Source organism: Streptomyces sp. SID8374 (assembly GCF_009865135.1).
Lineage (GTDB): Bacteria > Actinomycetota > Actinomycetes > Streptomycetales > Streptomycetaceae > Streptomyces.
The window spans coordinates 403,726-423,626 of record NZ_WWGH01000002.1 but is presented as its reverse complement, the minus strand read 5'-3'; the positions used below and the strand labels follow the sequence as shown (position 1 = coordinate 423,626).

General features: G+C 72.1%; 16 protein-coding genes. 1 reads left to right on the top strand and 15 read right to left on the bottom strand.

All coding sequences use genetic code 11. From position 1 onward, the window contains the following. Window positions 1-149 precede the first annotated feature (149 nt). The 10 genes from cimA to GTY67_RS25435 all read right to left on the bottom strand — a co-directional run bounded on the left by cimA (window position 150) and on the right by GTY67_RS25435 (window position 11,645). Window positions 150-1,757 carry a citramalate synthase gene (gene cimA, locus GTY67_RS25475; RefSeq protein WP_161280409.1) on the bottom strand — a complete coding sequence of 536 codons (1,608 nt, stop codon included), beginning with the start codon at window positions 1,755-1,757 and terminating at the stop codon, window positions 150-152. Between the two features lie 376 nt (window positions 1,758-2,133). Then, on the bottom strand, window positions 2,134-2,748 hold the full coding sequence (locus GTY67_RS25470; protein ID WP_161280408.1) for a TetR family transcriptional regulator C-terminal domain-containing protein: 615 nt from the start codon (window positions 2,746-2,748) through the stop codon (window positions 2,134-2,136). 48 nt (window positions 2,749-2,796) lie between these two features. Further along, window positions 2,797-3,828, bottom strand: a complete 1,032-nt coding sequence (locus tag GTY67_RS25465; RefSeq protein WP_161280407.1) for an agmatine deiminase family protein — start codon at window positions 3,826-3,828, stop codon at window positions 2,797-2,799. A gap of 161 nt (window positions 3,829-3,989) precedes the next feature. Further along, a complete protein-coding gene (locus GTY67_RS25460; RefSeq protein WP_093692579.1) occupies window positions 3,990-5,093 on the bottom strand; it encodes a branched-chain amino acid aminotransferase in 1,104 nt (367 codons plus the stop codon). A gap of 256 nt (window positions 5,094-5,349) precedes the next feature. Continuing rightward, entirely contained in the window at window positions 5,350-6,396 is a 1,047-nt protein-coding gene (locus GTY67_RS25455) for a 3-isopropylmalate dehydrogenase (RefSeq protein WP_093692578.1), read from the bottom strand. Between the two features lie 163 nt (window positions 6,397-6,559). Continuing rightward, entirely contained in the window at window positions 6,560-6,688 is a 129-nt protein-coding gene (locus GTY67_RS35360) for a hypothetical protein (protein ID WP_093692577.1), read from the bottom strand. Window positions 6,689-6,978: 290 nt separating this feature from the next. Then, window positions 6,979-7,530 carry a GNAT family N-acetyltransferase gene (locus GTY67_RS25450; protein WP_161280406.1) on the bottom strand — a complete coding sequence of 184 codons (552 nt, stop codon included), beginning with the start codon at window positions 7,528-7,530 and terminating at the stop codon, window positions 6,979-6,981. A gap of 126 nt (window positions 7,531-7,656) precedes the next feature. Next, entirely contained in the window at window positions 7,657-8,727 is a 1,071-nt protein-coding gene (locus GTY67_RS25445) for a S1 family peptidase (protein ID WP_161280405.1), read from the bottom strand. Between the two features lie 225 nt (window positions 8,728-8,952). Next, window positions 8,953-10,584: an L-glutamate gamma-semialdehyde dehydrogenase gene (gene pruA / locus GTY67_RS25440; protein WP_093692574.1), complete on the bottom strand. Its 1,632-nt coding sequence runs from the start codon at window positions 10,582-10,584 to the stop codon at window positions 8,953-8,955. Between the two features lie 80 nt (window positions 10,585-10,664). Further along, entirely contained in the window at window positions 10,665-11,645 is a 981-nt protein-coding gene (locus tag GTY67_RS25435; RefSeq protein WP_093692573.1) for a proline dehydrogenase family protein, read from the bottom strand. 214 nt (window positions 11,646-11,859) lie between these two features. On the opposite strand from GTY67_RS25435, the gene GTY67_RS25430 reads away from it, so the two are divergent. Further along, entirely contained in the window at window positions 11,860-13,011 is a 1,152-nt protein-coding gene (locus tag GTY67_RS25430) for a helix-turn-helix domain-containing protein (RefSeq protein WP_161280404.1), read from the top strand. A gap of 33 nt (window positions 13,012-13,044) precedes the next feature. Here the strand turns inward: GTY67_RS25430 and GTY67_RS25425 are convergent, their stop codons facing one another. From GTY67_RS25425 to serA, 5 genes are all read right to left on the bottom strand, one after another. Continuing rightward, a complete protein-coding gene (locus tag GTY67_RS25425) occupies window positions 13,045-13,827 on the bottom strand; it encodes an isoprenyl transferase (protein WP_093692571.1) in 783 nt (260 codons plus the stop codon). A gap of 105 nt (window positions 13,828-13,932) precedes the next feature. Next, entirely contained in the window at window positions 13,933-14,463 is a 531-nt protein-coding gene (locus tag GTY67_RS25420) for a hypothetical protein (RefSeq protein ID WP_093692570.1), read from the bottom strand. Next, entirely contained in the window at window positions 14,460-15,158 is a 699-nt protein-coding gene (locus GTY67_RS25415) for a hypothetical protein (protein WP_093692569.1), read from the bottom strand. Before GTY67_RS25415 ends, GTY67_RS25420 begins: the two co-directional genes overlap by 4 nt. A gap of 124 nt (window positions 15,159-15,282) precedes the next feature. Continuing rightward, window positions 15,283-17,805: a Tox-REase-5 domain-containing protein gene (locus GTY67_RS25410; protein ID WP_202462346.1), complete on the bottom strand. Its 2,523-nt coding sequence runs from the start codon at window positions 17,803-17,805 to the stop codon at window positions 15,283-15,285. A gap of 194 nt (window positions 17,806-17,999) precedes the next feature. Then, window positions 18,000-19,592 carry a phosphoglycerate dehydrogenase gene (gene serA / locus GTY67_RS25405; RefSeq protein ID WP_093692567.1) on the bottom strand — a complete coding sequence of 531 codons (1,593 nt, stop codon included), beginning with the start codon at window positions 19,590-19,592 and terminating at the stop codon, window positions 18,000-18,002. Between the last annotated feature and the right edge of the window lie 309 nt (window positions 19,593-19,901).

The following is a 19,901-nucleotide window of genomic DNA, read 5'->3' as shown; positions in this document are numbered from 1 at the left end:
TCACACCGAGATTGGTCCGGACCCATCTGCTGACCAGGCAGGGCGCGTTGTGCGTTCACCTCTTGAACGTACGAAAGCCGCCGTCCCCGGGTCGGGACGGCGGCTTCGGCGGGTCTGTCGCGGGTCTCTCGCGGGCGGGACGGGGCGCGTTACTCGGTGGGCTCCACACCCGCGCGGAGCAGCCCGTAGGTGTACGCGTCCTCCAGCGCCTGCCAGGACGCGGCGATGACGTTCTCCGCGACGCCCACGGTGGCCCAGTCGGCGTCGCCGTCGCCCGTGGTGATCAGGACCCGGGTGGTGGACTCGGTGCCCGTACGGCCTTCCAGGATACGGACCTTGTAGTCGACCAGCTCCAACTTGGCGAGCTGGGGGTAGATCCGCTCCAGGGCGACGCGCAGGGCCCGGTCCAGGGCGTTGACCGGGCCGTTGCCCTCGGCGGTGGCGACGATGCGCTCGCCCTTGGCCCAGAGCTTCACCGTGGCCTCGTTGGCGTGGGTGCCGTCGGGGCGGTCCTCGACGATCGCCCGCCAGGACTCCGTACGGAAGTAGCGCCGGGCCCTGCCCTCCACCTCGCCGCGCAGCAGGAGTTCGAAGGAGGCGTCGGCGGCCTCGTAGGTGTAGCCCTGGAGTTCGCGCTCCTTGACCCGCTCCACGACCCGGCCGACCAGGGCGCGGTCGTCGCCGAGGTCGACGCCCAGCTCCTTGCCCTTCAACTCGATGGAGGCGCGGCCCGCCATGTCGGAGACCAGCATCCGCATGGTGTTGCCGACCAGCTCCGGGTCGATGTGCTGGTACAGGTCGGGGTCGACCTTGATCGCGGAGGCGTGCAGCCCGGCCTTGTGGGCGAAGGCCGAGACACCCACGTACGGCTGGTGGGTGGAGGGGGTGAGGTTGACGACCTCCGCGATGGCGTGCGAGATCCGGGTCATCTCGGCGAGCGCGCCCTCGGGCAGCACCTTCATGCCGTACTTCAGCTCCAGGGCCGCGACCACGGGGAAGAGGTTGGCGTTGCCGACGCGCTCGCCGTAGCCGTTGGCCGTGCACTGGACGTGGGTGGCGCCCGCGTCCACGGCCGCCAGGGTGTTGGCGACCGCACAGCCCGTGTCGTCCTGGGCGTGGATGCCGAGCCGGGCCCCGGTGTCCGCGATGACCGTGGAGACGACCGCCTGGACCTGGGCGGGGAGCATGCCGCCGTTGGTGTCGCAGAGGATGACGACCTCGGCGCCCGCCTCGTACGCCACACGGACCACGGACTTGGCGTACTCGGCGTTGGCCCGGTAGCCGTCGAAGAAGTGCTCGCAGTCCACGAAGACCCGGCGGCCCTGTTCACGCAGGTGGGAGACGGTGTCGCGGACCATCTCCAGGTTCTCGTCCAGGGTGGTGCGCAGGGCCAGCTCCACATGGCGGTCGTGCGCCTTGGCGACCAGCGTGACCACCGGGGCACCGGAGTTCAGGAGCGCCTGCACCTGGGGGTCCGTCGCCGCGCTGCCACCGGCTCTGCGGGTCGCGCCGAACGCCACCAGCTGGGCGTTCTCGAATGCGATCTCCTGCTGGGCCCGGGCGAAGAACTCGGTGTCGCGCGGGTTGGCACCCGGCCAGCCGCCCTCGATGTACCCGACGCCGAAGGTGTCCAGGTGCCGGGCGATGGTCAGCTTGTCGGCGACCGTCAGGTTGATGCCCTCACGCTGAGCACCGTCGCGCAGTGTGGTGTCGAAGACATGGAAACTGTCGTCGGTGGCGTTGGCCTTGGTGGTCATGCTGATCTGACTCCTGTCGGATGAGTGGATCCGGACGGTCTGGGGCTGTACCGGGGAACCCGGAACAGCCCCCAGCTCCACTTGCCCCCATCATCCCGCGCGCTCCGCCCGGCCCGGGTGGGGGCCGGAAAACGAAAAAACCCCTCGCGGGTGCGAGAGGTCTGCGCGCGGGTCTGGGGCACGGTGGCCGTGCCGCACATGGTGGTACGGGACGGTCACTGCGGACCGGCGCGCCTGCTGCCAATAATCATGACGAACGAGGACACGGCAGAAGTCTCGCACAGTGACGCGTCCGTGACGGTGGTGTCTCAGGATGCGGTCGTGACGCTGGTCGCATCGCGCTTCAGGACCCCGGTCGTGGCACCGGTCGCGTCCGTCACGGGGCGGCCGGCGTCAGTGTCTCGTCCAGGAACTCCGCCGCCTGGCTCAGCACCTGCTCCCGGCCCGTCCCCGGGATCCCGACCGTCACATGCACGCTGAACCCGTCCAGCAGCGCCCGCAGCCGGGTCGCGAACCGGTCCGCGTCCACCGCCCGGAACTCCCCCCGCGAGACCCCCTCGGCGACCAGCGCCACCAGGTCCCGGTGCCAGGCCCCCTCGATGGCGGCCTGCCGGGCCCGGGCGTCGTCGTCCGCGTTCTGCGAGCGGCCCCAGACCTCCAGCCAGAGCGTCCAGTGCGGGTCGCGGTGGCCGGCGGGGAGGTAGAGGTCGATGTACGCGTCCAGCCGCTCGCGGGCGGTGCCCGGTTCGGCGAGGAGGGCGCGGCGCTCGGCCCCGAGGCGGTTCTCGCTCCACTCCAGGGTCCGGAGCAGCAGCTCGTCCTTGGTGCGGAAGTAGTAGAGGAGGTGCCCGCTGCTCATCCCGACCTCGCGCCCGAGCCCCGCCATGGTCAGCCCGTCCAGACCGCGTGCGGCGATGGTGGCCATGGCGGCGGCCAGGACGTCCTCGCGGGGCGGGGCGGCGTGGTGGGTGCGGCGGGGGGCGGGGGGCATGGGACGGGACCGGGCTTTCGGGGTGGGGCGGCCTTGGGCTGCCGGGTGTCAGACCTTCGGCTGCTGCTGGGTGATGCAGTGGATGCCTCCACCGCCGGCAAAGATCGTACGGGCATCGACGAGGGTCACTGTACGGTCCGGGAACAGGTCCCGGAAGATCGCGGCGGCCTCCTCGTCGCGCGGGTCGTCGAAGGCGCAGAGGACCACGCCGCCGTTGCAGAGGTAGTGGTTGATGTAGGAGTAGTCGGCCCACTCGCCGTCCTCGTCGCGGAGCACGGTGGGCGCGGGCACCTCGATGACCTCCAGCGGGCGCCCCTTTGCGTCCGTGGCGGCCCGCAGCACCGCCAGCAGCTCCCGGGTGACCTCGTGGTCGGGGTGGGCCGGGTCCGGCTGGACGTGGGCGACGACCGTGCCCGGGCGGACGAAGGCGGCGACGATGTCGACATGGCCGAGCGTGCCGTACGTCCCGTAGTCGCCGGTCAGCCCGCGCGGCAGCCAGATGGCCTTCTCGGTGCCCAGGCGGGCGTGGATCTCCGCCTCGACCCGCTCCTTGCTCCAGCCGGGGTTGCGCTCCTTGCCGAGCTGGACGGTCTCGGTGAGCAGGACGGTCCCCTCGCCGTCGACGTGGATCGCGCCGCCCTCGTTGACGAGCGGGGAGCTGTGGGCGGGGGTGCCGGTCAGCTCGGCGACGGCCCGGGCGATGTGCTGGTCGCTCTCCCAGCGGGCCCAGCCCTGGGCGCCCCAGCCGTTGAACGTCCAGTCGACGGCGGCGAGGGTGCGGCCGTCGGTGACGAAGGTGGGGCCGATGTCCCGCATCCAGGCGTCGTCCAGCGGCCGGACGGCCAGCTCCACATCGGGGCCGAGCAGGGCGGCGGCCCCCTCCTCCTGCCCGGGCCCGACGACCATCGTGACCGGCTCGAACCGGCGTACGGCCCGGGCGACGGCGGCCCAGGCGCGGCGGGCCTCCTCCAGCTCGGCGTCGGAGGCGAAGGTGGGGTTGGGCCCGGGCCAGGCCATCCAGGTGCGCTCGTGGGGCGCCCACTCGGGGGGCATGCGGAAGGGGGCGGGGGTGGCGGACATGGGGGCTCCTGGTCGTAGCACTTTAGAGCGCCACTCTAACCACTTTTGGAAGCCGTACGGAAGTTTTCTCCGGTCACTTTCGAGCGGTGCTCTATTCCTCGGGCGGGAAAAAGGCCGCACCGGCTGGGCGCCGGGTGCGGCCTGTTCCTGGGCGCGAAGCCCTAGCCGAGCGGGTGCATCCAGCCGTGGGTGTCCTCGGCGATGCCGCGCTGGATGTCCAGCAGGCGGTCACGCAGCTTCATGGTGACCTCGCCGGGGGTGCCGTCGCCCTGGTTCCACTCGTCGCTCGCGGTCTTCACGAGGCCGACGGGGGTGATGACGGCGGCGGTGCCGCAGGCGAAGACCTCCGTGAGGGTGCCCTTCGCGGTGTCGTCGCGCCACTGGTCGATGGAGATACGGCCCTCCTCGGAGCCGTAACCGAGGTCGCGGGCGACCTTGAGGAGGGAGTCGCGGGTGACACCTGCGAGGAGGGAGCCGGTGAGGGCGGGCGTGATGATCTTCTTGGAGCCGTCCTCCTGCTCGTACACGAAGTACAGGTTCATCCCGCCGAGCTCCTCGACCCACTTGTGCTCGACGGCGTCGAGGTAGGCGACCTGGGCGCAGCCGTGCTCGGCGGCCTCGGCCTGGGCCAGCAGGGAGGCCGCGTAGTTGCCGCCGGTCTTGGCGTCGCCCATGCCACCGGGGACGGCGCGGACGCGGTTCTCGGAGAGCCAGATGGAGACGGGCTTCACACCACCGGGGAAGTAGGCGCCGGCGGGCGAGGCGATGACCAGGAAGAGGTACTCGTTGGCCGGCTTCACGCCGAGGCCGACCTCGGTCGCGATCATGAACGGGCGCAGGTACAGCGACTCCTCGCCGCCGTGCGCCGGGACCCACGCCTTGTCCTGCTGGACCAGCGCGTCGCACGCCGCGATGAACGTCTCGACGGGCAGCTCGGGCATGGCGAGGCGGGCGGCCGAGCGCTGGAAGCGGCGGGCGTTGGCGTCGGGGCGGAACGAGGCGACCGAGCCGTCGGGCTGGCGGTAGGCCTTCAGCCCCTCGAAGATCTCCTGCGCGTAGTGCAGGGTCATGTTGGCCGGGTCCAGCGACAGCGGACCGTAGGGGACCAGCTCGGCGTCGTGCCAGCCGCGGCCCTCGGTCCAGCGGATCGTCACCATGTGGTCGGTGAAGTGCCGGCCGAATCCGGGGCTGGCCAGGATCGCCTCGCGCTCCGCGTCGGACAGCGGGTTCGAGGAGGGCTTGAGCTCGATCGTGGGCGTCGTCATGAGTGCGTGTCCTTCACCGGTCTTGTGTGTGATGGACCGCGCCCACGCCCGTCTCGGCCCGGCACTTTCCGGCCAGGTCCTAGGACGTCCGAGCTTCACCGCGAGCCGCGGCCCCGCGTTCGATTATCTCCCGCGGGGGGCCAGGCACGAAATGGTGGGTTTGCGGTCCAGGGGTCGATGGTGGCACCCGGGGGCCGCACAGGAGAAGCCGCCGGGCGCTGATGCGACCCGGCGGCTTCGAAGTGGAGTCGTCGGGTCAGCTCGCTACGCGTACCGCGAGCGCGTCGCCGATCTCGTCGGTCGTACGCGTGGCAGCGGCACCGTCGCGCTCCGCGAGGTCGGCGGAGACGGCGTCCTCGATGCGCACGGCCTCGGCCTCGTAACCGAGGTGGCGCAGCAGGAGGGCGACGGAGAGGACCGTGGCGGTCGGGTCGGCCTTGCCCTGCCCCGCGATGTCGGGGGCGGAGCCGTGGACCGGCTCGAACATCGACGGGAACGCGCCCGTCGGGTTGATGTTGCCGGAGGCGGCCAGGCCGATTCCGCCGGTGACGGCGGCGGCGAGGTCGGTGAGGATGTCGCCGAAGAGGTTGTCGGTGACGATGACGTCGAAGCGCTCCGGCTGGGTGACGAAGAAGATCGTCGCGGCGTCGACGTGCAGGTAGTCGGTGGAGACCTGCGGGTATTCGGCGGCGACCTTGTCGAAGGTGTTCTTCCACAGGTGGCCGGCGTAGACGAGGACGTTGTTCTTGTGGACCAGCGTCAGCTTCTTGCGCGGGCGCGCGGCCGCCCGCTCGAAGGCGTCCCGGACCACGCGCTCCACGCCGTACGCCGTGTTGACGCTGACCTCGGTGGCGACCTCGGCGGGGGTGCCGGTGCGCAGCGAGCCGCCGTTGCCGGTGTACGGGCCCTCGGTGCCCTCGCGGACGACGACGAAGTCGATGTCGGGGCGGCCGGCGAGCGGGGTCGCGGTGTTCGGGAAGAGCTTGGAGGGGCGCAGGTTGATGAAGTGGTCGAAGGCGAAACGCAGCTTCAGCAGCAGCCCGCGCTCCAGGACGCCGGAGGGCACGGACGGGTCGCCGATCGCGCCGAGGAGGATGGCGTCGTGGTTCTTGAGCGCCTCCAGCTCCGCGTCCGGGAGGGTGTCGCCGGTGCGGTGCCAGCGCTGGGCGCCAAGGTCGTACTCCTTGGTCTCCAGCTTCACATCCTGCGGGAGGACAGCGTTGAGGACTTTGAGGCCCTGGGCCACAACTTCCTGGCCGATTCCGTCACCGGGGATCACTGCGAGATCGATGCTGCGAGACATGCGGGAAGCCTAACGGTGCGTCCCACCCCATGACATCCGACGTCCACCATGCGGACGAGCGCAAAGGCGTTCGGGGCGGTGTACGGGCGTTACGGGGTGGGGGCGAGCGGCGAGTGGTGCGCGCGGGGCGGGCACTGCGGCCCGCGCGGCCGGGCGCGGCGGCTCAGTGGCCGGTCGCGCCGCCGTTGTCCCGGCGGTCGAGGGCGCGCTGGAGGGCGGCGGCGGCGTTCTTGCGCTCGGCCTCGGCCTGGCGGGAGGAGTGGCGGACGCGGCGGGTGGTGGTGTTGGCCATGGTGGATCGACTCCTTGAGATCGCGTGGATGCCGGGGGCAGGCCGCACATCGCGGTGCGGCGCCGAGGCCGGGCCGGGATCGGATTTCGAGGTGCCGGAAGGAGCGGGGAGCGTACGCCACAGGGGTCACCTGCTCAGGGGCGTGCGCCCGCGACCGCCACAGTCACTCGATCGAGCGATTCGTTCGGCTTCTACAAAGCTAGGACAGTCCGGCCGATCTGTCCCCACAGTTAGTCGGACTTCCTACTATCTGAGACGGCACCTCTCCGACCAGCCGTCTTCCGCCCGCCCTACAGCAGGTCGCCCTCGCGCCAGTCGAAGACCAGGGGGTACGTGGCCGGGGGCAGCGCGTGGCCGGCGGCCGGGCGGACGTAGGTGGAGCCCTCCTCCCCCGGCAGCGCCACGGTTCCGTGCGGGCCGAGGGCGGCGAGGCCGCCCGGCCACACCTGCCAGCCGCGCGCCGCGTAGAGCGCCGCGCCCGCGTCGGACGCGGAGAGCGCGCCGAACTCGTACGCCCCGTCGACGACCCGCTCCAGCGCGCCCATCACCCGGTGGCCGAGCCCCTGGCGGCGGCGGCCCGCGCGGACGGCGACGGCTTCGACGTATCCGGCGCGCAGCGAGCGGCCGTCGTGGAGCACCCGGCGCTGGACGATGGAGCCGTGGGCGATGAGGAGCCCGCCGGTGTCGCGCACCAGGGCGTGGACGCCGCCGAGGGAGTGCTCCCAGTCGTCGTCGCTGAAGTCGCCCTCGAAGGCGGAGTCCAGCAGGGTGCGGATCTCGTCCCGTACAGCCGCGGTCAGCTCATAGGTGTGGGCGGCGCGCACCGCGGGGAGCTCGGTCATGATCCCAGTTTCCCAGGCACCCGCTCCGACCAGGCACGCAGGGGCGATCCGGGGTACGGAGCCGGTCGTGGCGGCTCCGTACCCCGGGGCTCACGGCTCGGTGCGCCGCGAGGTCGGTGCACCGGCTCAGTACACCGAGACGCCGTACGCCTGGAGCGCCTCCACCACCGGCTGGTGGATGGCCGAGCCCGCGGTGCCGGAGCAGCCGGAGCTGCCGGAGTGGATGCCGAGGGCGACGGTTCCGGCGAAGTGGGCGCCGCCGCTGTCGCCTCCGGCGGAGCAGGCGGTGGTGCGGACCATGCCGTAGACGGGCCCGTCACCGTAGTTGACGGTGACGTTGACGGCGGTGACCGTGCCGGAGGTCACCTTGGTGGTGGAGCCGCTCTTGCGGATCGCCTGGCCGACGACGGCGTTGGCGGCGGAGGTGATGTCCTGGGTGGAGCCGTTGTAGAGGTCGACGGTTCCGGCGGGCGAGGAGCCGTCGGTGTAGCGGACGATGCCGTAGTCGTTGGTCGGGAAGCTGGTGCCCTCGCGGACACCGATGACCGAACCGCCGGAGCTGGCCGACCAGTTGGCGGAGATGTTGGTGCAGTGTCCGGCGGTCACGAAGTAACGGGCGCCGCCCTTGGTGACGTTGAAGGCGGCCGAGCAGCGGCTGCCGCCGCCGTAGATGGCTCCACCGCCCAGCACCTCGCGGTGGAAGACGCCGGGTACGCGGCTGATGCTGACGGCCCCGCCGAGCCGCTTCGCGACGGCTTCGAGGCGGGCCATGTCCCGTGCGGAGACGGAGGAGTCGGCCTCGACGGCGACCTGGTTGGTGCGCGGGTCGACGCCCCAGGATGTGCCGGTGATCTTCGCCTCGGCCTCCAGGGTCTCGATGGCGGCGTCGAGTTGGGCGGCGCTGCGGGCCACCCGGCGCACGGTGGCCCCGGTGGCGCGGGCCTGCTCCTCGGCCCGGTCGGTGGTGACGGTGACGACGAGTTCGCCGGTCGTGCGGTCCAGGTAGGTTCCGGCGGTGTCGGCGCCGAGCGTGCGTTCGACGGTGGCGTCGAGTGCGTACGCGGACGCGGAGGGGATCGCCGAGGGGGCAGCGGCGGAGTGGACTTCGGCGGCGGTGGCGGGGGTGGCGCCGAGGCCGAGGGCGCCGACGAGGAGCAGCAGGGAAAGGCTCAGGGGCGCGCGGGAGTCGCGTCTCATGGGGGAACTCCTTCTCGGGTGACGTGTGGGGACGTACCGAGAAGGAATTTGACATGTTCATTACCTTCACCACAAGACCGCGTGGCCCCGGGGGCGCGTGGCGGGAGCCCGCGTACATGGAAACCGCCCCCCGGCCGGTTGGGGGACCGGACGGGGGGCGGTGCTCGGGAAGGGGCTCGGCCCCTGGAGCCCGGGGCGTCGTGCTGCGGCGCCCCGGGGAGGGGGTCAGCCCTGGTGGGGGTAGGTGTACTCGGTCGGCGCGACCAGGGTCTCCTTGATGGCCCGGGTGAGGGTCCAGCGCTGGAGGTTCTGCGGGGCGCCCGCCTTGTCGTTGGTGCCGGAGGCGCGGCCGCCGCCGAAGGGCTGCTGGCCGACGACGGCGCCGGTCGACTTGTCGTTGATGTAGAAGTTGCCCGCGGCGTAGCGGAGCTTGTCCATCGTGTACGCGGCCGCCGCGCGGTCGCCCGCGATCACCGAGCCGGTCAGCGCGTAGTCGGAGACCGACTCCATCTGCTCCAGCATGGCGTCGTAGTGCGCGTCCTCGTAGACGTGGATCGCGAGGATCGGGCCGAAGTACTCGGTCGTGAAGACCTCGTTCTCGGGGTCCGAGCAGACGATGACGGTCGGGCGGACGAAGTAGCCCACCGAGTCGTCGTACGTACCGCCCGCGACGATCTCGCACGCCGGGTCGGACTTGGCGCGGTCGATCGCGGCCTTGTTCTTGGCGAACGAGCGCTCGTCGATGACGGCCCCGATGAAGTTGCTCAGGTCGGTGACGTCACCCATCTTGATGGAGTCGACCTCGGCCGCGAACTCCTCCTTGAAACCGGAGTTCCAGATGGAGGCGGGGACGTACGCACGGGAGGAAGCGGAGCACTTCTGGCCCTGGTACTCGAAGGAGCCGCGGGTCAGCGCGGTCTTCAGCACGGCGCGGTCGGCGCTGGGGTGCGCGACGACGAAGTCCTTGCCGCCGGTCTCGCCGACGAGCCGCGGGTAGGTGCGGTAGTTGGCGATGTTGTTGCCGACCGTCTTCCACAGGTGCTGGAAGGTGGGGGTGGAGCCGGTGAAGTGGATGCCGGCCAGGTCGCGGTGGTTCAGCGCCACCTCGGAGACGGCCTTGCCGTCGCCGGTGACCAGGTTGATGACGCCCTTGGGCAGACCGGCCTCCTCCAGCAGCTGCATCAGCAGCACGGCGGCGTGGGTCTGGGTCGGGGACGGCTTCCACACCACGACGTTGCCCATGAGGGCGGGGGCGGTGGGGAGGTTGCCCGCGATGGCCGTGAAGTTGAACGGCGTGATCGCGTAGACGAAGCCCTCCAGCGGGCGGTGGTCCATGCGGTTCCACACGCCCGGGGAGTTGGCCGGGGGCTGCTCGGCGAGGATCTGGCGCGCGTAGTGCACGTTGAAGCGCCAGAAGTCGACGAGCTCGCAGGGGGTGTCGATCTCGGCCTGCTGGGCGGTCTTGGACTGGCCGAGCATGGTGGAGGCGGCCAGCGTCTCGCGCCAGGGGCCCGACAGCAGCTCGGCGGCGCGCAGGATGATCGCGGCGCGGTCGTCGAAGGACATCGCGCGCCAGGCCGGAGCGGCGGCGAGGGCCGCGTCGATGGCGTCCTGGGCGTCCTGCTGGGTGGCCCCGGCGAAGGTGCCGATGACGGCCTGGTGGTTGTGCGGCTGTACGACGTTCACACGCTCGCCGCCGCCCATCCGCTTCTCGCCGCCGATGGTCATCGGCAGGTCGATCGGGTTGTCGGCGAGCTCCTTGAGCTTCACCTCCAGACGGGCGCGCTCCGGGGAGCCCGGGGCGTAGGAGTGGACCGGCTCGTTGACCGGCGCGGGGACCTGGGTGACGGCGTCCATGGTTGCCTTGTCTCCTTGGTGTCGGCGGGGGTGGGTGGGTCGGCCGTGGCCGGTTCGGCCCCGGGTCGGGGCCGGAGTGCTCAGCCCTTGGTGAGGACCGAGCGGCCGAAGAACAGCAGGTTGGCCGGCTTCTCCGCGAGGCGGCGCATGAAGTATCCGTACCAGTCGGTGCCGTACGCCGTGTAGACGCGCATCCGGTGGCCCTCGGCCGCGAGCCGGATGTGCTCGTCGCTGCGGATGCCGTACAGCATCTGGAACTCGTACTCATCCAGTTTGCGCCCGTACTGGCGGCCCAGCTCCTGGGCGATGGCGATGAGACGGGGGTCGTGGGACCCGATCATCGGGTAGCCCTCGCCCGCCATCAGGATCTTGGTGATGCGGACGTACGCCTTGTCGATCTCGGCCTTGTCCTGGTACGCGACGGAGGCGGGCTCCTTGTAGGCGCCCTTCACGATGCGGACGCGGCTGCCGGCGGCGGCCAGGCGGCGGGCGTCGTCCTCGGTGCGGAACAGGTAGGACTGGATGACACAGCCGGTCTGCGGGAAGTCCTTCCGCAGCTCCTCGTGGATGGCGAACATCGAGTCGAGGGTGGTGTGGTCCTCGGCGTCCAGGGTGACCGTGGTGCCGATGGCGGCCGCCGCCTCGACGACGGGACGCACATTGGCGAGGGCCAGCTCATGGCCGCCCGGGAATGTGGGGGCGAGCCCGGAGGGCTCTCCGTTGAGGGTGGCGGCGGGCGACGGGAGGGACTGGCCGAACATCGACAGCTTCACGGACATCTCGGCGCGGGGGCCCAGGTCCAGGACCTTCAGGCGTTCGATGAGCTCCAGGTAGGCGTCGCGGGCGGCCTCGGCCTGCGCGGGGGTGGTGATGTCCTCGCCGACGACATCGAGGGTGACCTCCAGCCCCTTGTCCGCGGCGTCCTGGACGATCGGGACGACCTGGTCGACGCTCTCCCCGGCGATGAAGCGGTCGACGACCTGCTTGGTGCCGGGCGCGGCCGAGACGAACCGGCGCATCTTGTCGCTGCGGGACGCGGCGAGAATCACGGGACCCAGCACGGGGTACCTCCACGAATGTACGGACGAGAGGGGGCGTAACGGCAGATACATGAACGTAGATGAACGGGCATGAACAGACCGGTACGGCACGGATAACCACTGTGAAATCTAGGTACCCCTTCCGCCCTGTGCCATCGACACCTGTCACGCATCCGTGGCCGCCATCTCAGACATCTGTATGAAGAACGGCGGGGAGGGGTGCGAGAATGGCGGTGTGACAGGCGATTACCAGGAACTGGTCGACGAGATCTCCGCCCTCCTCGGCGCCCCCGCCACCCTGGAGAACCGCGATTTCGGCCTGGTCGCCTTCGGGGCCCATGACAGCGACGACGACACGGCGATGGACCCGGTCCGCACCCGGTCGATCCTGACCCGCCGCTCCACCCCGGCCGTCCGCGCCTGGTTCGAGGGGTTCGGCATCACCCGGGCGACCGGCCCGGTCCGCATCCCCGCCGCCCCGGAGGCCGGGGTCTTCCGGGACAGGATCTGCCTTCCGGTACGCCATCGGGGTGTCGTCCTCGGTTACGTCTGGCTCCTCGACACCGACCCCGGGCCGACCGAGGACCGGCTGGCCGCCGCGATGGAGGTCGCCGCCCGGATCGGGGCGCTGCTCGCCGACGAGGCCCGGGCGGGCGCGGACCTCTCCCGGGAGTTCGGCGCGGTCCTCACGGCCGGGCCCGGGCGGCAGCACGACACGGCGGTCGCGGCGCTGCGGGAGGCGCTGGGGCAGGACGCGGAGGGGCTGCACACGGTGGTGTGCGTGACGCCGTGGGGGGCGGACGACACCCCGTCGGTACGGGGCGTGGCCTCGGCGGCCGCCCTGGCGGCGGTCTCCCCGCCCGGGGGCGCCGGAGCCGTCTCGCTGGCCGCGCTCATCCGGCTGCGCTCGGCGGACCGGCTGGACCCGGCGGTGAGCGCCGCCGAACGTCTGCGTACGGGGGCGGGGCCGGGGGCCACCGGGGGGATCGCGGCGCCCCGGCGGGGCCTGGACGCGCTGCCGGCCTCTTGGCGCGAGGCGGTGGCGTCCGCCCGCGCGGCCCGGGCCGAGACCCGGTTCGGCCCGGTCGCCCGCTGGTCGGCCATCGGCCCGTACCGCCTGCTCACCGCCCTCCCCGGCACCGGCACCGACCCCGCCGACCCGGCGGTCGCCTCGCTGCTCACCCCGCTGCACAAGGAGCTGGCGCACACGGCGGAAGCGTTCCTGGACTGCGCGGGCCAGGCGAGCCGGACGGCGGCCGAGCTGGGCATCCACCGCCAGACGCTCTACTACCGCCTCTCCCGCATCGAACAGATCACCGGCCTCGACCTGGCCGACGGCGAGGACCGGCTGCTGCTGCACATGGCGGTGAAGCGGGCGCGGCTGTAGAGGGCTGCTGTGGGGGCGGCTCCGCGGGCCCCGTCACTTGCCGAAACGGCGTTCCCGGTTGGCGTACGAGCGCAGGGCGCGCAGGAAGTCCACATGGCGGAAGGCCGGCCAGTAGCAGTCCACCCAGTGCATCTCGGCGTAGGCGGACTGCCAGAGCAGGAAGCCGGAGAGCCGCTGCTCGCCGGAGGTGCGGATGATGAAGTCGGTGTGGTCGGCGATCGGCGAGTAGAGGTGGCGGGAGATGTCGTCGATCCCGAACCGGGCGACCAGCTCGGCCGGGTCGCCCCCGGCCGCCATGTGCTCCTCGAAGGCCCGCTTCACCGCGTCGACGATCTCGCGCCGGCCGCCGTAGCCGACGGCCACGTCCACCTTGAGGCCGCCGCGCCCGGTCGTCGCGGCGGTGGCCTCCTTGAGCACCTGGGCGCTGGTGCCGGGCAGCATGTCGAGGGAGCCGATCACCTGGACCTCCCAGTCCCGGCCCTCGGCGGTGATGTCCCGGACGGTCTCCTCGATGACCTCGATCAGGGGGCCCAGCTCCTCGGCGGGGCGGCCCAGGTTGTCGTCGGAGAGCATGAAGAGGGTGACGTGTTCGATCCCGGCGGCCGTGCACCAGCCGAGGAACGTGGTCACCTTGGCGCCGCCCGCCCGGTACCCCTCGCGGACGTCCGTGTGCCCGGCCTTGCGGGCCCAGCGCCGGTTGCCGTCGACCATGATGCCGACGTGCTGGGGGCGCGGCAGCCCGACCAGGGTGGAGGCCAGCCGGCGCTCGTACACCGCTTCGATGGGCCGTCGGAGGAACAGGGGAAGCAGCTTCATGGACCCTCTCCAACACATGACGGCTGATGCCGCAGGACCTTATCAGCGGCCCGTGGCCCCTCCGCATCGGCGGCCGCGGCCCCCTCCGGCCGGACCGGGCAGGGCTCACAACGGCCAGTCGGCGTCCGCCGGTTCGGGGAGCGGGCGGTCGCCGACCAGGGCGGCCAGCACGAACGGCGCGTCCCCGTCGCTGTGGCCGCAGATCAGGGCGATCCACCGGCCGCCCGGTCCGACAGGGCCCCAGACCTCCAGGTCCCCGTACAGGTCCTCGGCGAACAGCGCCTCGAACAGCGGCTCCACCGGCGAGCCGGCCTGCCGCCGCATCAGCGGCCCGTCCAGCCGCACCGTGCGGTGCGGCCCCCAGCGGCCGTCCAACGCCCGGGCCAGCTCGGCGAGATGGGACGCGGCGGCCTCCTCGGCGTCGTTCCACTCGGGGGCGTACACGCCGGTGAGCGGGTCGCCCTCCCAGAGCGGCACGATCCGGAAGCCCTCCCCCACGGTGACCGTCCACTCGCCGGTGACCGGGTCGCCCGCGGCGGCGGTGGGGCCCTCGGACGGCACCGGAGCGGTCAGGAGCCCGGCCACCTCCGCCGTCGCACGCTCCACGTCGAAGGCCTCGCCCGCCCGGCAGGTCACAGGACGGCCCGGTCCATCGGGCGGGGCAGCGGAGCCAGCGCCCCCGCCTCGCGCAGCCGCTCGTACACCCGCACCACGGCAGCGCTGTCGCCCGGAGCCGCGATGCTCAGCAACTCCCCGCCGCCGGGCAGGGGTTCGCGTACGGTCCCCAGGTCGTCGGGGACGAGGGCGGCGCGGGCCGGGGAGAGGTAGCCGACGCGCCCGACGACGGGATCGCCGACGGAGTAGTCGGCGTCGTCCTCCAGCGCGTCCAGCACGTCGTCGTCGCTCACATCGCCGAAGTCCGGCTCCCACACCCGGGCGACCAGGGTGAGAAGCGCCTCCTCGGGGACCACGGCCTCGTCCGGGGCGTGCAGGATGACCGCGAGCGACTGGAGCAGGAACTCCGGCGCTCCCCCGGCCAGTCCGCTGACCTCGGCCTGCCAGCCGGGCGCCCCGGTGCCGACGAGCCGCAGCCCGGTGCCGGTGACGTCCGACCAGTCGGTGGCGCTCCGGGCGGTGGCGAGCGCGCCGAGCAGGGCGTCCCGGTCGGCGGTGAGGGCGGTGGCGGGACCGCTGCTGTGGACCTGGCTCCAGGCGTCGGCCGCCTGCGGGACCAGCTCGGCGAGTCCGTCGAGGGTCCGCAGCCACCGGTCGGCCACTGTCTCGACCGGCTCCGCCCGGGGGCCCCAGAAGCCCCGCACCACACGCTGCATGCTCGTCTCTCCTCCGTCGGCCGGCCCGCTCCACGCGGCCCCCGGCCGGGGGCCGGGGATCACCACGCGTCGCAGGCTACTCGGCTTGCGGCCTTCCGTGCGGGGCCTCGCGTACAGGCGCGGCCTACTCGTCGAAGGCCCCCGGCTTCCGCGTGCTGTCGTTGGGCTTCGCCGGGCTGTGGACCACCTTGATCGGCAGTCCCTCCTCACGGAACGCCTTGCGCGCGGCCCTGGCCACGTCCGGGTCGGAGAAGTGCCACTCCACGGTCCGCCCGCCGGACGCCTGCACCTGGGCGCGGGCCTCGGTGACGAACTTGTTCTTGCCGGACTCGTTGAGGGCGCCCCTGTCGGACTTGGACAGATAGCTGTCGTAGCCGTTCTTGGCCTCCAGATACGTCTGCCGGGAGGAGTCCCAGCCGTCGAACTCCACGGCCGGCTTGCCCTCGTGCGGGTGGGGGACGACGTACTCGTGGCCCCGGTTCGTGCCGGTGATCTGCTCCTGGTAGCGCAGCCAGGACTCGTTCTTCCAGTTGGGCGCGGGGTTGCGGTCCCGGCTCGCCCAGTAGCCGTCGCCCGCGTCCGCGTCACCGAGGGTGCGGGACTTGAGGTCGTCCGCCCAGGACGGCGGGTTGTAGTTGCGCGGGTCGGAGGTGTCGTTGCGCTTCGGCTCCGGGTGCTGCTTCTTCTCCAGCTGCGCCTTGCGCGCCCGCTCCGGCTCCTCAAGACGCTTCTGCTCCAGGTGAGCGGCCCGCTCCGCCGCCCGCGCCTCGGCCGCCGCCTTCTTGGCCGCCTCGTCGCAGCCGCCGTTGGCCAGGATCACCCGGCCCGGTGAACCGCCCGCCAGGACCCCCGTACCGGAGCCGGGGACTCCGCCCGGCGACCCGCCCCCGTACGGCACCAGGGGCGACGGCCCGGAGGCGATGACACAACCGGTCCGGCGCGCGGCGGCCTCGGCGCTGTCGGCCGCCTCGTCCGCCTCCTTCGCCGCCTTGCGTACGCCGTCGAGGTCTCCCGCCTCCGCCGCCTTGCGGGCCCGCCGCGCGGCCGCGCCCGCGTCGCCCGCCGCGTCCGCCAGCTCGGAGGCCACCTTGCCGACCTTGCCGAGCTTCCCGGCCTTGCCGACCACCTTGGCCACGTTGTAGCCGGGGATGAAGAGCGAACCGACGTTCCAGATCACATCGGTGACGGCCCGGGTCTTCTCCCCGTTGTTCCAGCGCTCGCGGACCTCGTCGCCGACGAAGACGTCGTCCCCGACCGTGACCACGGTGTTGACGGAGGCCTTGCCCCAGTCCCAGAGGGCGCCCAGGTAGTCGCCGTCGCTCCACTTGTCGCCCGCGCCCTGGGAGTCCTTCAGCCACTGGTCGCCGAGCTGCCGTCCGTACTCCGCGAGCCCGGCCCAGGTCTCGGGCTTGAACAGGTCGATGATCCCGGAGATGTCGCCCCAGATGCCGTCCACCACAAGGCCCTTGAAGACCTGCGTCGTACGGTCCCAGGCGCAGCCGAAGAAGCCCCAGCCGCTACAGTCCTCCTGCTCGTCGGCCTTCTCGCCGCCGCTCTCGCCGTCCCCGTCGGCGGAGGCGGGGATGTCGTAGGCGGCCTCGGGCTCCTCGTGGTCCTCGGGGAAGGTGTCCTCACCGGTGCCGGGGCGGCCGTCGTCGTCGGGGCCGCCGGTGCCGCCGCCTGCTGTAGTGCCGGAGGTGGTGCCGGTGGAGCCTGATGATCCCGTGGAGCCTTCGGTGCCGGAGGTCTCGCCGCCGGTCGTGTCACCGCCGGTCCCACCAGTCCCGCCCGTGGCACCCGTACCGCCGGTCGCGTCGCCGCCGGAGGCTCCCGTACCGCCCGTGACGGTCGAACCCGCGTCCGTACCACCGGAGGCATCACCCGACGAACCGCCGTCCGCACCCCCGTCAGCACCCTGGGAGGAACCCCCGTCAGCGCCTTGCGACGAACCCCCGTCCGCCCCCGTCCCGCCCGACGTGTCCCCCGCCTCCACCGAGCCGCTGCCGCCCGAGACCGGGCACGAGCTGCCGGTGAGCGAGCAGATCGCCGACTGGAGCCCCTCCGTGATCCGGCCGCCGAGGCCCCCCACCGTCAGCGCCGCGATCAGCGCGACGACGATCAGGACCAGGCCCAGGTACTCCAGCGCGGACTGACCCCGGTCCCGCTTCCAGGTGATCATGTGCGGGAGCGAGAACTTCGGCGGCTCCCCGCGCTCCCGGGGCGGCAGCAGGAACCACGCCCGGCTCTGCGCCCGGCTCAGCAGCACCAGGATCAGGACGGGCAGCACCAGTTGGGTGAGGCCGTCCGGTGAACCGTCCGCCAGGTTGCCGAGGCCCCCGGCGATCAGCCAGACCTGGGCGGCGACGATCCCCCACCGGACGAGCCTGCCGCCCGTCCGCAGGTGCCAGGCCAGCAGGGCGCAGAGCACCCCGGGGGCGGAGGCGTACAGCAGGATGCCGAGCACCTGCGCGCCCATGGCGTCGGCGGCGATCGCGGAGCCGGAGAGGCCGATCGCGCCGAGTGCCGTCGCGCCGACCAGGACGAGGAGCAGCACCCGCACGGCGGCGAGCGGGCCCGGGAGGTCACGCCGCGGGGCCGGGGCCGGAGCCGGGCCTCCCGCTACGGGTATGCCACCGACAGCAGACATACGTGATCCGACCCCCGGTGCCCATGAGTGACATGACAACCGGTCACCCTAGGGTCGGGGCGCCTCACCCGTCGTGGGCCCCAGGACCCAACCCGGGGCCCATAGGGGCGGGTTGGTGCTTCTTACGCAAACGGCTGCCGGGCACCCCGGTGAAGGGGCGCCCGGCAGCCGGGGTCGTACGGGTGCTGGGTGCGTCAGTCGGTGAGGTTCACCGAGCGGGCCGAGGAGGCGCCGATCTCGTCGGCGATCTCAGTCAGCACCGTCTGCGGGACGGTCTCGTCGACGGTGAGGACCACCAGGGCCTCGCCGCCCTCCGCCGCCCGCGACACCTGCATGCCCGCGATGTTCAGCCCGGCCTCGCCGAGGATCTTGCCGACCGCGCCGACCACGCCGGGGCGGTCCTGGTAGCGCAGGACGACCATGTGGTCGGCGAGGGCCAGGTCCACGTCGTGCTCGCCGATGGCCACGATCTTCTGGAGGTGCTTGGGGCCCGCCAGCGTGCCGGAGACCGCGACCTCCTCGCCGCTGCCGAGCGTGCCGCGCACCGTGACCACGTTGCGGTGGTCGGGCGACTCGGAGCTGGTGGTGAGGCGGACCTCGACCCCGCGCTCCTGGGCGAAGAGCGGGGCGTTGACGTACGAGACGGTCTCGTCGACGACGTCCTCGAAGACGCCCTTGAGCGCGGAGAGCTCCAGCACCTTCACGTCGTGCTGGGTGATCTCGCCGTACACCTCGACATCGAGGCGGGCCGCTACCTCGCCCGCGAGGGCGGTGAAGATCCGGCCGAGCTTCTCGGCGAGCGGCAGGCCGGGGCGTACGTCCTCGGCGATGACGCCGCCCTGGACGTTGACCGCGTCCGGGACCAGCTCACCGGCGAGTGCGAGGCGCACCGACTTGGCGACCGCGATGCCCGCCTTCTCCTGGGCCTCGTCGGTGGAGGCGCCGAGGTGCGGGGTGCAGACGACCTGGTCGAACTGGAAGAGCGGGGAGTCCGTGCAGGGCTCCTTCGCGTACACATCCAGGCCGGCGCCGGCGACGCGGCCCTCCTTGAGTGCGGAGTACAGCGCCTCCTCGTCGACGATCCCGCCACGGGCGGCGTTGACGATGCGGACCGAGGGCTTCACCTTGTGCAGCGCCTCGTCCCCGATGAGACCGAGGGTCTCGGGGGTCTTGGGCAGGTGCACGGTGATGAAGTCGGCGACCTCAAGGAGCTCGTCCAGGCTGAGGAGCTTGACGCCCATCTGCGCGGCGCGGGCCGGCTGGACGTAGGGGTCGTAGGCGACGATCTTCATGCCGAAGGCCGACATGCGCTGCGCGACCAGGACGCCGATGCGGCCGAGGCCGACGACGCCGAGGACCTTCTCGCTGAGCTCCACCCCGGTGTACTTGGAGCGCTTCCACTCGCCGTTCTTCAGGGCGGTGTTGGCCTGCGGGATGTTGCGCGCGGTGGCGACCAGCAGACCGCAGGCCAGCTCGGCGGCGGTCACGATGTTGGAGGTCGGGGCGTTGACGACCATCACGCCGGCCTTGGTGGCCGAGGAGACGTCGACGTTGTCCAGACCGACGCCCGCGCGGGCCACCACGCGGAGCTTCTTCGCGGCGGCGATGGCCTCGGCGTCGACCTTCGTGGCGGAACGCACCAGGATGGCGTCGACGTCGGCGATCGCGGGGAGGAGTTCGGCGCGGTCAGCGCCGTTGCAGTGCCGGATCTCGAAATCCGGACCCAGGGCGTCGACCGTGGCGGGCGACAGCTCTTCAGCGATGAGTACGACAGGTTTCGAGCTCACGTGAGTCCTCACAAGTCCAGTGCGGACGGCCGTCCCGACGGCCGCAGGCGGTGGAGGGGCTAGCCGCGTGGTAGACGCACGACACTGTGGGCCCTGACGCGTGTATGTGTTGAGAAGTGTAGTGGTGCGGAGGGCTCTCCACTGCGCCCTGGTGGAAGGATCACCCGCACGAGGGTGGACGTGGTGTACACCCGTACGGAACCACCGCATCCGCGACCGCCTCGCACCCGGTCTCCGCAGTGACACGGGGGTGCGAGGCGGGGTGCGGAGCGGGGCGGGTCCAGCAGGACCCGCCCCGCTCCCCCGAGG